The sequence below is a fragment of the uncultured Gemella sp. genome (assembly GCF_963515875.1).
Classification (GTDB): Bacteria; Bacillota; Bacilli; order Staphylococcales; family Gemellaceae; genus Gemella.
In genome coordinates this window covers 15,875-28,356 of sequence record NZ_CAUPZX010000023.1, presented here as the reverse complement: position 1 = coordinate 28,356, position 12,482 = coordinate 15,875, and the positions used below count along the sequence as shown (strand labels likewise).

The 12,482-nt window shown below is 32.7% G+C and carries 12 protein-coding genes; 11 read left to right on the top strand and 1 reads right to left on the bottom strand.

Translation table 11 applies throughout. The features are described 5' to 3' along the window. The 7 genes from RWL85_RS05265 to RWL85_RS05235 all read left to right on the top strand — a co-directional run. Nucleotides 1–1,407, top strand: a 1,407-nt coding sequence (locus RWL85_RS05265; protein ID WP_314085729.1) for a C39 family peptidase, incomplete at its 5' end; no start/stop codon positions are given. Nucleotides 1,408–1,714: 307 nt separating this feature from the next. After that, a complete protein-coding gene (leuS, locus tag RWL85_RS05260) occupies nt 1,715–4,144 on the top strand; it encodes a leucine--tRNA ligase (RefSeq protein WP_314085726.1) in 2,430 nt (809 codons plus the stop codon). A 10-nt stretch (nt 4,145–4,154) separates the two neighbouring features. Next, nucleotides 4,155–4,382 (top strand): KH domain-containing protein, encoded by a 228-nt coding sequence (locus RWL85_RS05255; RefSeq protein WP_003147770.1) that lies wholly within the window; start codon nt 4,155–4,157, stop codon nt 4,380–4,382. Between the two features lie 254 nt (nt 4,383–4,636). Next, on the top strand, nt 4,637–4,924 hold the full coding sequence (locus RWL85_RS05250) for a KilA-N domain-containing protein (RefSeq protein WP_314085721.1): 288 nt from the start codon (nt 4,637–4,639) through the stop codon (nt 4,922–4,924). After that, the gene (locus RWL85_RS05245; protein WP_314085733.1) at nt 4,894–5,058 is read left to right on the top strand and encodes a hypothetical protein; all 165 of its coding nucleotides are present in this window, start codon (nt 4,894–4,896) and stop codon (nt 5,056–5,058) included. Before RWL85_RS05250 ends, RWL85_RS05245 begins: the two co-directional genes overlap by 31 nt. 67 nt (nt 5,059–5,125) lie before the next feature. Further along, nucleotides 5,126–5,827 carry a peptidoglycan editing factor PgeF gene (gene pgeF / locus RWL85_RS05240; protein ID WP_314085718.1) on the top strand — a complete coding sequence of 234 codons (702 nt, stop codon included), beginning with the start codon at nt 5,126–5,128 and terminating at the stop codon, nt 5,825–5,827. A 26-nt stretch (nt 5,828–5,853) separates the two neighbouring features. Further along, the gene (locus tag RWL85_RS05235) at nt 5,854–6,387 is read left to right on the top strand and encodes a hypothetical protein (protein WP_314085715.1); all 534 of its coding nucleotides are present in this window, start codon (nt 5,854–5,856) and stop codon (nt 6,385–6,387) included. A 180-nt stretch (nt 6,388–6,567) separates the two neighbouring features. On the opposite strand, the gene RWL85_RS05230 is transcribed toward RWL85_RS05235, so the two are convergent. Beyond that, nucleotides 6,568–7,089 (bottom strand): hypothetical protein, encoded by a 522-nt coding sequence (locus tag RWL85_RS05230; RefSeq protein ID WP_314085712.1) that lies wholly within the window; start codon nt 7,087–7,089, stop codon nt 6,568–6,570. A gap of 433 nt (nt 7,090–7,522) precedes the next feature. Here RWL85_RS05230 and RWL85_RS05225 point away from each other — a divergent pair, with 433 nt between their 5' ends. The 4 genes from RWL85_RS05225 (at nt 7,523) to prdC (ending at nt 12,467) form a co-directional block, all read left to right on the top strand. Next, entirely contained in the window at nt 7,523–8,872 is a 1,350-nt protein-coding gene (locus tag RWL85_RS05225) for a trypsin-like peptidase domain-containing protein (RefSeq protein WP_314085709.1), read from the top strand. Between the two features lie 259 nt (nt 8,873–9,131). Next, the gene (gene galU, locus RWL85_RS05220) at nt 9,132–10,007 is read left to right on the top strand and encodes a UTP--glucose-1-phosphate uridylyltransferase GalU (protein ID WP_314085708.1); all 876 of its coding nucleotides are present in this window, start codon (nt 9,132–9,134) and stop codon (nt 10,005–10,007) included. Nucleotides 10,008–10,105: 98 nt separating this feature from the next. Then, a complete protein-coding gene (locus tag RWL85_RS05215) occupies nt 10,106–10,576 on the top strand; it encodes an NUDIX hydrolase (RefSeq protein WP_314085707.1) in 471 nt (156 codons plus the stop codon). 571 nt (nt 10,577–11,147) lie between these two features. Next, nucleotides 11,148–12,467 carry a proline reductase-associated electron transfer protein PrdC gene (gene prdC / locus RWL85_RS05210; RefSeq protein WP_314085705.1) on the top strand — a complete coding sequence of 440 codons (1,320 nt, stop codon included), beginning with the start codon at nt 11,148–11,150 and terminating at the stop codon, nt 12,465–12,467. The last annotated feature ends 15 nt before the right edge of the window (nt 12,468–12,482 follow it).

Genomic DNA, 12,482 nt, shown 5'->3' with positions numbered 1-12,482 from the left:
AACGGACGTTACTATGTAGGAAGTAATGGGCTATGGGTACAAGGAGCTAAGAAACAAGAAGAGAAGAAACAAGGTTGGGTGAAATCAGGAAGCGACTGGTATTACTTTGATCAAAATGGAACATTAGTGCGAAATAAATGGGCAGGAAACTACTGGCTAGGAACAGATGGACGTATGGCAACAAGCTCATGGGTAGACAACGGACGTTACTACGTAGGAAGTACTGGACTATGGGATAAAAACGCTAAGAAACAAGAAGAGAAGAAACAAGGTTGGGTGAAATCAGGAAATGACTGGTATTACTATGAAAATGGAACATTAGCACGAAATAAATGGGCAGGCAACTACTGGTTAGGTGCAGATGGAAAAATGGCAACTAACGCATGGGTAGATAACGGACGTTACTACGTAGGAAGTACTGGACTATGGGATAAAGATGCTAAGAAACAAGAAGCACCAAAACCAGGAGAGAAGAAACATGGTTGGGTGAAATCAGATAATACATGGTATTATTATGAACAAAATGGTACATTAGCTCGTAATAAATGGATCGGGGACACTTACTGGGTAGACAAAGACGGTAAGATGGTAACTGAAAACTGGGTAGATAACGATCGTTTCTATGTTGATAAAAATGGTAAAAAAGATCCATCAATTAAGAAGAAAGCTATTCTTAACGATGAGTTAGGATGGCAAAAACGTAATGGTGGAGAATGGTATTATTACGAAAAAGATGGTTCATTAGCTCGTAACAAATGGGTAGGAAACTACTGGTTAGGTGCCGATGGAAGAATGGCTAAAAGTGCATGGGTAGATAACGGACGTTATTATGTAGATTCAAGTGGTAAATGGGTGCCGAACTATGCTAAGGAAGATAAGAATACACCAGCTCTAAATATGCCACAATATTACCAAGGTGATTACCGTTGGGGTAGCAGAAAATATGGTATTGGAACTATGGCGCAAAGTGGATGTGTACCTACATCACTAGCTATGGTATTCAATGGTTTAGGACAGAAAGTTCTTCCTACAGCTGTTGCTGATACTATTTATAACAACACAAATGAGATGAACGTAGGTGGCTTAGGAACATCTGGTAAAGGTGCTGTTTATGCGATTAATGCATATGGATATAAACACACTGTTATTACTACTAAAGAACAACTTATCGCTGCTTTACAAAGTGGGAAACCTGTATTTGCAACTGTAGGTAATGGTATTTTCGCTAAAGGTAGAATAACGCACGCTATCATTTTAAGTGGATATAGCAGTGGTAAGACTAAGGCGATGGATCCAGATAATGTCAACACTACTGGAAGATGGTATGATATCAATACTATTTGGAACCAAAGAAGTCTAGATCCGTATGATACTAATATCGGTGGATCATTTGTAGCTATTGGATAATTAGATATTAAAGAAAACGCTTCAGGAATTGCGATTTATAAAAATCGAGATTCTTGAGGCGTTTTTTGTATTTTTATAAGTGCTGATATAAAAAAATAGATAAAAATGAGCTGGGTATTGAAAAAATAGTGTTGTTAGAAAGTTGATGTTTTATAAGTCTATTTTGATAGGAAATTATTGTGAGATATGAAATAAGGGGGGATATTGTATTATTTTTGTATTAAGTTATTACAGTTGTTGATAAAAATCGTTAAAATTGGTATACTATAACTTAGAGAACTTGAAAGCGAAGGAGTGTGCTTAAATTATGGTATATAACCACAGAGTTATAGAGAAAAAATGGCAAAAATATTGGGATGAAAATAAGACATTTAAAACATTAGATGATCATACAAAAGAAAAATTTTATGCATTAGATATGTTCCCTTATCCATCAGGAGCTGGACTGCACGTTGGTCACCCAGAAGGGTATACAGCTACTGATATCTTAAGTAGATACAAAAGAGCGAATGGATACAATGTACTTCACCCTATGGGATGGGATGCATTCGGTTTACCTGCTGAGCAATATGCATTAGATACTGGTAATGACCCAAGAGATTTTACAAAAACTAATATCGACACTTTCCGTCGCCAAATTAAAGAATTAGGATTTTCTTATGATTGGGATCGTGAAGTAAACACTACAGATCCTAATTATTATAAATGGACTCAATGGATTTTCAAAAAACTTTATGAAAAAGGACTTGCTTATGTTGATGAAGTACCTGTAAACTGGTGTCCAGCATTAGGAACAGTACTTTCTAATGAAGAGGTTATCGATGGTAAATCTGAGCGTGGAGGACACCCTGTAGAGCGTCGTCCAATGCGTCAATGGGTACTTAAAATTACTGATTATGCTGAAAAACTTCTTGCTGATTTAGATATTCTTGATTGGCCAGAAAGTCTTAAAGCTATGCAACGTAACTGGATTGGAAAATCTGTTGGTGCTGAGATTGATTTCAAAATTGAAGGAACTGATAAAGTATTCACAGTATTTACTACACGTGCTGACACTGTGTTTGGAGTATCTTACTGTGTACTTGCGCCTGAACACAAACTTGTAGAAGAAATCGTTACACAAGGACAAAGAGCTGCTGTTGAGGAGTATCTTGATATCGTTAAACGTAAGTCTGATCTTGAAAGAACGGATCTTAACAAAGATAAAACAGGAGTATTTACAGGAGCTTACGCGATTAACCCTGTAAATGGTGAAAAAGTAGAACTTTGGATTGCAGATTACGTTCTAGCAAGCTACGGAACTGGAGCTGTTATGGCTGTTCCAGCGCACGATGAACGTGATTACGAATTTGCAACTAAGTTTAATTTACCAATCAAAGCTGTTATTGAAGAAAATGGTGAGGTTGTTGTACCATTCTTTGGTGATGGTAAACACATTAATTCTGATTTCATCAATGGATTAAATAACGAAGAAGCTATCTCAAAAGTTATTGAATTCTTAGAAGAGAATAAAGTTGGGCGTAGTAAGGTTACATATAAACTACGTGACTGGTTATTCTCAAGACAACGTTATTGGGGAGAACCAATTCCGATTATCCACTGGGAAGATGGTACTATGACTACTGTACCTGATAGTGAATTGCCGCTATTACTTCCAGAAACTGATAATATTAAACCATCAGGAACAGGTGAATCTCCGCTTGCTAATATTGAAGAGTGGTTAAATGTAGTAGATCCTGAGACTGGTAAAAAAGGTAAACGTGAAACTAACACAATGCCACAATGGGCTGGTTCTTGTTGGTACTACCTACGTTACATCGATCCACACAATGATGAAATGTTTGCAGATCCAGAAAAATTAAAATACTGGTTACCTGTAGATGTATATATCGGTGGAGCTGAACACGCGGTTCTTCACTTACTATATGCTCGTTTCTGGCACAAAGTTCTTTACGATTTAGGTTTAGTACCGAGTCGTGAGCCATTCCAAAAACTATTCAACCAAGGTATGATTCTTGCTGAAGGTAAAGATGGTCGCCCTGAGAAAATGTCTAAATCTAAAGGTAATGTAGTTAACCCTGATGATATTATCGTATCTCATGGTGCTGATACATTACGTGTTTATGAAATGTTTATGGGACCATTAGACGCTTCAATCGCATGGAGTGAAAATGGACTTGATGGATCTCGTCGTTTCTTAGATAGAGTATATCGTCTATTCGTTGATGAAGAAACTGGGAAAGTAAATGACAAGGTTCAAGATAAAGATAATGAAGAATTAGAAGTAAGCTATAACTACACTATTAAGAAAGTATCAGAAGATATTGAAATTCTTGGATTTAACACAGCTATTTCACAACTTATGGTATTTGTAAATGATTGTTACAAAGCTGAATATATCCCTCGTAAATATGCGTTAGGATTTATCCAACTTCTTGCACCATTTTCACCTCACCTTGCAGAAGAAATGTGGGAAATCTATGGTAACACTGAGTCAATCTCATACGTACCATGGCCAGTATTTGATGAAAGTAAGCTTGTAAGTGATACTGTGGAAATCGTAGTTCAACTTATGGGTAAAGTTAAAACTAAATTAGACGTTAAGAAAGATTTAACGTCGGCTGAGTTGGAACAAATCGTTCTAGCTAATGAAGAAGTAAAAGAATTAATTGAAGGAAAACAAGTTATGAAAGTAATTGTTGTTCCTGGAAGATTAGTTAATATCGTAGCTAAATAAGGAGAGAGACATGGAAGAATTAATTTATAGTATTGTTAGTGAAATTGTTGAGCATAAAGATGAGATTAAAATCGAAAAATTTGTAAAAAATGCACGTGAGCACTACATTTTAACAGTGCACCCAGAAGATTGTGGGCGCATTATAGGGAAAAAAGGTACAGTAATTAACGCAATCCGTACTGTATTAAATTCAACAACATTTAGTAAAAAAGTTTACTTAGATTTAGTAGAAGAATAAGATAAGTGTTTAATAGGAGTCTGAAAGATGTATGTTTCGGATTCCTATTTAGTTTGATAGAGTGGAAGTTTAGTTAGTGTGGTATGGACTGCTATTTATTTAAATTTTAAAATGGATATAGTATAATTAGTTGAGAGAAGAATTGATTTTAAAAACGGATGATAGGTGAGTATAATTATATTGTAAGCTTTATCTGGTAAGAAAAATATTAAATATTAGAAAGGTATAATTAAATATAAAGGAAGGTCTATAAAATGGTGAAAATTAAAGCTAATGGTAATGAAATAGCATTACTAACTTCAGATACTGATTATATCAGTTTAACTGACATTGCAAAATATAAAAGCTCGGAAAATCCTGCTGATATTATAAAAAATTGGCTAAGAAATAGAAACACTCTAGAGTTTTTAGGTGCTTGGGAAAAAATGAATAATCTAAATTTTAAACTGGTTGAATTCGATCAGTTTAAAAGTGAAGCAGGTCTTAACAGTTTCTTAATGTCTCCTAAAAAATGGATAGAAACAACAATTTACAAATATTAAATGCCGATATGTTAAAATCAGGGATATCGTCTGAAATTAGATTACAAAAATTAAATAAAATTGCAATAGAGCAACAAAATATCTTAATAAAAAATAGTCAAAAAGCATTACAGGAATTGAAAAAATTAAAATAAATCTATTCTGATTTTGAAATGATGTATGTATAAAGAGTATTTAAAAAGTATTTAAAAAGGAGGTCACATGATAGAAATAGTTGATGGATATTTAGTTAATGATGATAATGTAAAAATAGCATTTACTAATAGGAATGTTGATGCGAAGAGTAGTGAAGATATGAAAAGATTCTCTGATAAATATGGATTTAATTATAGCAATATAGTGTTCAATACACAAGTTCACGGTGCTGATGTTCGTATTGTCGAATCGGAAGCTGATATTACTGACAATGGGAAGGAGGCTGACGGTCTAATTACTAATTTAAAGGAGATACCTCTATTGATTTTTACGGCTGATTGTGTGCCGGTGGTATTTTATGATAAGAAGCAAGGTGTTGTTGCCTTAGCTCATGCTGGTTGGCGTGGAACGTACGGGAATATTGCCGGAGAAATGATAAGTATCATGCGTAATAAGTACGGCTGTAAAGTGGAAGATGTTAAGACTATTATAGGCCCATCGGTTAGTGTTGATAACTATGAAGTTTCTTATGATCTTATCGAAAAATTCGCAGCTTTAGAAGTACAAGATTATTATAAAGAAAATGATGGTAAATATTATTTAGATTTATGGCAATTGAATAAAGAATTATTGAAAAAATGTGGTATACTAGAAGATAATATTAAAATTATAGATTTCTGTACGGTAAGAGATAATGATAAATTCTTTTCATATAGATTGGATGATGCTACTCCAAAGCGTATAGGAACGATAATTCAATTAGATTAAATTGATAGAGAATAGAGGATCAAGTATTGGAAAAAGATATTAAATTAGTTGAGCAAGTAGCTACATTTAAGAGGTTGCCTAAGAGTGATAGTAGATGGCGTATAGCATTTTATTATATAGCGAAGGAGTTTTGGGATTTAGATGAGGTTTTTGTAATAATTGATAAAAATCTTTTTGAAGAGCAAGGACTTAAAATACCTGTTTTTCGAGAGTATCAAGAAGCGGAAGGATTCCAAATATTTTCTAGTTTTATAAAAGCGAAGGAATTTGTAGAAAAGCAAGGGGATTTATTCGTTACTGCTAGTGGCGAGAAGCTTATTGGAAGAATTCGTCAAGGTGCTTTTAGAGAGGTATTTGTTCCGTTTTTTGCTGAACAGAATTTTAATTATCTGCTTAATGAAGATGAAGCGCTATTTGCTGATACTTTTAAGAGGCTTCTTGCGGTTATGGAAGCTAGCGATAACTATATTGTAGATGAAGAACAAGAAGCTATGTTAAAAGCAGGGGATGTTCAAAGTTTCTTTGCAGATATTTGTAGCAAATATATAGTATTAATGTAAATAGGAGCGGAACTAAAAGACTTAAATTCTAAAAAAGTGTATATGAAACTCATAGATGCAGTGGTTTATTGATACCTAAATTCGCTTTTTATAAGCTTTTTGGACATCTAACAAACTGTGTAGGGAGTGACTTGAAAATCTTATTTTTTCGAAATACGATTTTTAAGTCACTTCCTTTTACTATTTTTCTCTGAAATATTTTATTGTATATACTATAGCTATAAAGATTATTATTATATAAAGGGTATAGCTCGTGTATTGAGTATTACCTTGGATATTAACTAAATAACTTTGTACTGAGAATGGAATGAAAATTGCTGAAATTAGAGGTGCAAGCTGTTCTTTCCAAAATGCTAGAATAAGCAAGATAAATATTATTATTGTTAAAATAAAATAAGTTGTTCTAGGTATAGTAACGAAGTAACTTTCAGGGTTCGGAAATGGATTGTAGTAGAAAAATATAATCGCTAGTAGCACCAGAATCAATGTTATACCGTTATGTTCTTTTTCTGTTATTGTGAAAATATCTTTAATTAGTAATATGTACCCTGACAGTATCCATAATATCAAGACGATAAAGGTTATAGCAAGGTTTGCTAGGTTTAGTTGTTTGTTGAGATCGAAATTTATATTAAAAGTGTACAGAAATGTAAAAATTAATATTAGTATACTGAATAGTGTAAAGTATTTTTTTGTTTTCATATTAACCTCATGCTAAGCAACAAATGTTGCATCCTTCTTATTTTTTTCATATAATCTATATATAGGATTATAACATTAAGATTAATTATAAACAAGGTTATAAATAATTAATGATATAAAGTTTAGAAAATTATTTTTTAAAATATTATTAATAACTAAAATATCTGAGTTGTGTTTCTTTTAGAAAGCTGGATGGATATAAAATTAATCTATTATTAAAGAGTTTTTTATCAATTGTTTTATTTAATAAGATTTTTACGCTTTTTTGGAATTAATAGTAAATTAAATTAATGGATTTGTAAATAATGTTAATTGTATTTATGTATTTCTTTAAACTTCGTTTAAGTTGATGTTGATATTATAAGAATATGACTAGACAGAGTCAATAGACTTTTAAATATTTGGTAAAGAATTAAAAGGAGGATTCTTACTTATGTATAATAGAAAAAACAATCAAGAAAATATAGAACTTCAAAATTTTGATAGTAAACACAACTATAATGAATATAATAACTATCAAAATTATGATAATATAGATAATGCACAGTTTAATAACTTTGAGAATTACCAGGGAGAGACTACGGGTAGAGTCGTTACTTCGGATCCAAATTATGGAAAATTATTTCTAACAGTATTTGCAGCATTTGCTCTTGGTGCTACTAGTGTTTTTGGTGTGCAGTCTGTAATGGGGACTGGAAAGGCGTTAAATTCGACAGTGACTGTTACAAAAGAGGATAAAGATAATCAACAGACTACTGTAAATGCCATATCAAAAGCTAAGGATGCCGTTGTTTCGATTGTGAACTACCAAAGTAATTCAAGCAACAACTTGGAATCAATTTTAGGTGGAAATTCTAGAAAATCTGAATCAAGTAATTCTGGTGATTTAAAAGCTGCTTCTAGTGGAAGTGGTGTTATTTATAAAAAATCAGGGAATGCGGCGTATATTGTAACTAATAATCACGTTATTAATGGAGCTAAGAAGTTGGCTGTTATTTTAAGTGATGGAACTAGTGTTAATGCAGAGCTTGTTGGTACTGATGTTTGGACTGACCTTGCGGTATTGAAGATAAGTGCTGAAAATGTAACTACAACGATGGATTTTGCTGATAGTGATAAGATCGCTGTGGGTGAAACTGCATTTGCTATCGGTTCGCCTTTAGATGTTAACTTATCTAATACTGTTACAAAAGGTATTGTTTCTGCTGTAAATAGACAAATTCCTATGGATATTGATAAAGATGGAAGAAATGACTGGAATCAAACTGTTATTCAAACGGACGCGGCTATAAACCCGGGTAATAGTGGTGGAGCGTTGATAAATAATGAAGGTAAGCTTATTGGTATTAATGAGTCAAAAATTGCTCAAGCGACTGCTAATGTAAGTGCTGAGGGTATTGGATTTGGTATTCCTTCAAATGAGGTTAAGTTAATTACAGAACAACTTGAACAATCTGGTAAAGTACTGCGACCTGCACTAGGGGTACAATTAGTTTCTGTAAATACTGTAGATAATGATGCTTTGAAATCACAATTGAATTTTAATGGAAAACAAGGTGTTGTGGTAAAAACTGTTGAGAACGGTACGCCAGCTGCTCAAGCAGGTTTAGAAAAATATGATATTATTACTAAATTGAATGGGGAGGATGTTAAGGACGTTGCCGCGGTTAGAAAGTATCTATTTGAAAAATCTAAAATTGGTGATACTGTGAAAGTAACATATTATAGAAATGGTAAAGAGCAAACAACAAATGTAGTTGTTCAAGCGATAAATACTAGATAAGAATACGAGACTCAGGGTAAAAATATATCCTGGGTCTTAATTCAAGTAGTGTTTGATATTTGTGCGAAAATCATAGATGTATGAATGTTAAAAAATTATAAAAAACATAAAATCCATCTTTTTAATGGAGATATTGTAGATTTCTGCTATAAAAAATGTTATATATATAGTTTGAATTAACAAGGGAAATTTGCCAAATAATGAAAAATATGTTATTATAAGGTTGTTAAATTCAAGAAAAGAAATAATAGGTGATTATATGAAAAAAGTAAGAAAAGCTATTATTCCAGCAGCAGGGTATGGAACAAGATTCTTACCTGCGACAAAGGCGTTACCAAAAGAAATGCTTCCGATTATCGATACTCCTACTATTCAATACATAGTAGAAGAAGCGGTTAAGGCTGGAATTGAAGATATTATTATTGTAACTGGTAAACAAAAAAGAGCTATTGAGGATCACTTCGATAGAAATGTAGAATTAGAGGTTGAATTAGAGACTAAAGGTAAGTTAGAATTATTAAGGAAGGTGAAATATCCTACTCAACTTGCTAATATTCACTATGTTCGTCAAAAAGAGATGGCAGGGTTAGGAGATGCGATTTTAACTGCGCGTAGTTTTATCGGTGATGAGCCATTTGCTGTATTATTAGGGGATGATGTTGTAATTAATGATGAGTATCCAGCGATAAAACAGCTTATTGATAAAGCTGAGGAAACAGGGTGTTCGGTAATTGGAGTGCAAACTGTTCCAGAAGATCAAACTCACAGATACGGTGTTATCGCCCCTAAAGGACAAGATGGTCACTTATATGAAGTAGAGAAATTTGTGGAGAAACCAGCGCCAGGAACTGCGCCGTCTAACCAAGCAATTATGGGAAGATACGTTCTTAATCCAGGAATTTTCAAGCACCTAGCTAAGAAACAAGTGGGTGTTGGTGGAGAAGTCCAATTAACAGATGCTATTCAAATGTTAAATGAAGAAGAAAATGTTTATGCATATGATTTCCAAGGGAAACGTTATGATGTAGGTGAGACAATTGGTTTCGTTAAGACAACGATTGATTTTGCCCTTAAGAGTGATCTTAAAGATGAGTTAGTACCTTATTTAGAACAAAAATTAGCAGAATTAGAATAATAAAATTAAACGGAGTTGACTCGACGAAATCGATTTTTCTGAAATCGCGATTTTGTCGACTAACTCCCTTTTTTTAAGGGTTATAGGTAGGTGTTAGTATGATTGTTAATCACATTGGAGTTTATGGGATTTACATTAAAGATAATAAACTTTTATGTATAAGAAAAGAAAGAGGTCCTTACAAAAATAGATTTGATTTGCCAGGAGGTAGTCAAAAAGAATATGAGAGTCTTACAGAAACATTAGTTCGAGAATTTCAAGAAGAAACGGGTTATCAGATAGATGATTATAGCAACTGCAGGGCTTTTGATGTCTTTGTAGAGGAAACTAATCGTACAGTACATCATATTATGGTATTTTATGATGTTGATGTTAATCTTAATGAGCAAGATGCAGTATTAGAAAAATTAGAAGATGAATTAAATGATTCTAGTGGACTGTATTGGATTGATTTGAAAGAATTGGACATAAGTAATGTATCTCCGCTCATTTTAAAATTGAAACAAGAACTCGGTAATGATGAAACTGTATATGAAAAAGTAGTATATAAAAATTGGGAAATATTATAACAATAGCTTATCTGTAGAAATATGGGTAAGTTTTTTATTTTTTCTGTAATAATAATTTTTGAAATTTGTATATTCATCTTTTATAATACAAATGACAATTAAACCAGTAATATGAGAAGATTGGAATCTGTATTTAATATAAAATCAACATATATATTCACATTTGATTACATATGTAATTTTAGTTGTTTTCTATAAATTAATCTGTGATATTTTGTAAAATGGAATTTATAAATAAATGAATAGAAAAAAATATTCTAAATAAATATCTTGTAAAAAACTATGTAAATGTATACAATGCTTTTAAATATATAATATTAATCTAATCGATAATGCATTTCAATTGGAGATAATTTGATTAAATAAAAATTTTAAAAAAGTTAGATATAGAATATGTTAATATAAACAATTACTAAAAAAAATGGTGAATTAATATAAAAAAATTTATTAAATTGTGAAATACTTAATAATATTCTTCTTTACAAAATTCAACACACTGTTATATAATAATTGTAGTAGAAGTTTAGAACTACTGCTTGTAAATAAATTTTAAAGAAAGGAGGAAAAAGGTATGTTAGAGTTTAATGTTGAAAAAATCAATATTCCACTTAAGCAACACGTCGGTGGACCTTGTCAACCTATTGTAAATGTAGGTGATCGTGTTAAACGTGGTCAACTTGTTGCAACCCCCAATGGGTTAGGAGCAAATATTCACGCTAGTTTATCAGGTGTAGTAGAAGAAGTTAACGATATGGAAATAGTCGTTAAATTGGATAAAGAACAAACTGATGATTATGTAAAATTAGAGAAAACTGATGATAAACTCCAAAAGATTAAAGATGCTGGTATCGTTGGAGTGGGTGGAGCTGGATTCCCTACAGGAATCAAGTTATCGGCACAGATTCCTGGAGGATACGTTATTGCTAATGCAGCAGAATGTGAACCAATCTTAGGTCACAACGTAAAATTCATGGAAGAACATCCAGAAGTTTTAGTTAGAGGTTTGAAATACATAGTTGAATTAACTGGTGCGAAAGAGGGATACATTGCTATTAAAACGAAATATCGAAAAGCAATGCTAGCATTAGGTAAAGCGTGTAAGGATGAACCTAATATTAGCATTAAAATTTTGCCTAATATGTATCCTGCTGGTGATGAAAGAGTTATCGTAAGAGAAACACTTGGAGTAATCTTAAAACCAGGTCAATTGCCACTAGAAGCAAATGCAATTATTTCAAACGTGGAAACTATCAAACGCATAGTAGAAGCGATTGAAGAAGATAAACCACTGATTGATAAAGATATTACTGTTGGTGGACGTGTACAAAATCCGGATATCTTCTTAGATGTTCCAATTGGATTGCCAATAAGTGTCTTTATAGAAAAAGCTGGTGGTTATATCCACCCACATGGAGAAATCGTGCGAGGAGGACCGTTTACAGGTCGACCTGCATTAGAAACAGAACCTATTAATAAAACTACGGGTGGGTTACTTGTAGCTATGCCATATCCACAAGAAAAAGAAAAAGTAGGAATACTTATTTGTGAATGTGGAGCACAAGAAGAACGCTTGAGAGAAATAGCTGATGGAATGGGTGCAGAAGTAGTATCTGTTCAAATGTGTAAACGTATGAAACCTGATAAAAATGGAAGATTACGTTGTGAATTACCGGGTATTTGTCCAGGACAAGCGGAAAAAGTATTGAAAATGAAAAAAGATGGTGCGAAAGCAGTTATCACTGGTACTTGTCAAGATTGAACTAACACCGTGACAGGTGTAGCTCCTAGGTTAGGAGTAAAAGTTTATCATAGTACCGATCATGTGCTTCGTGCCACTGACCATCATTTATACAGAAGCTATAAAAGCTTAGAATTACATAACAATAAATAATTAGTTGGAGGTTAG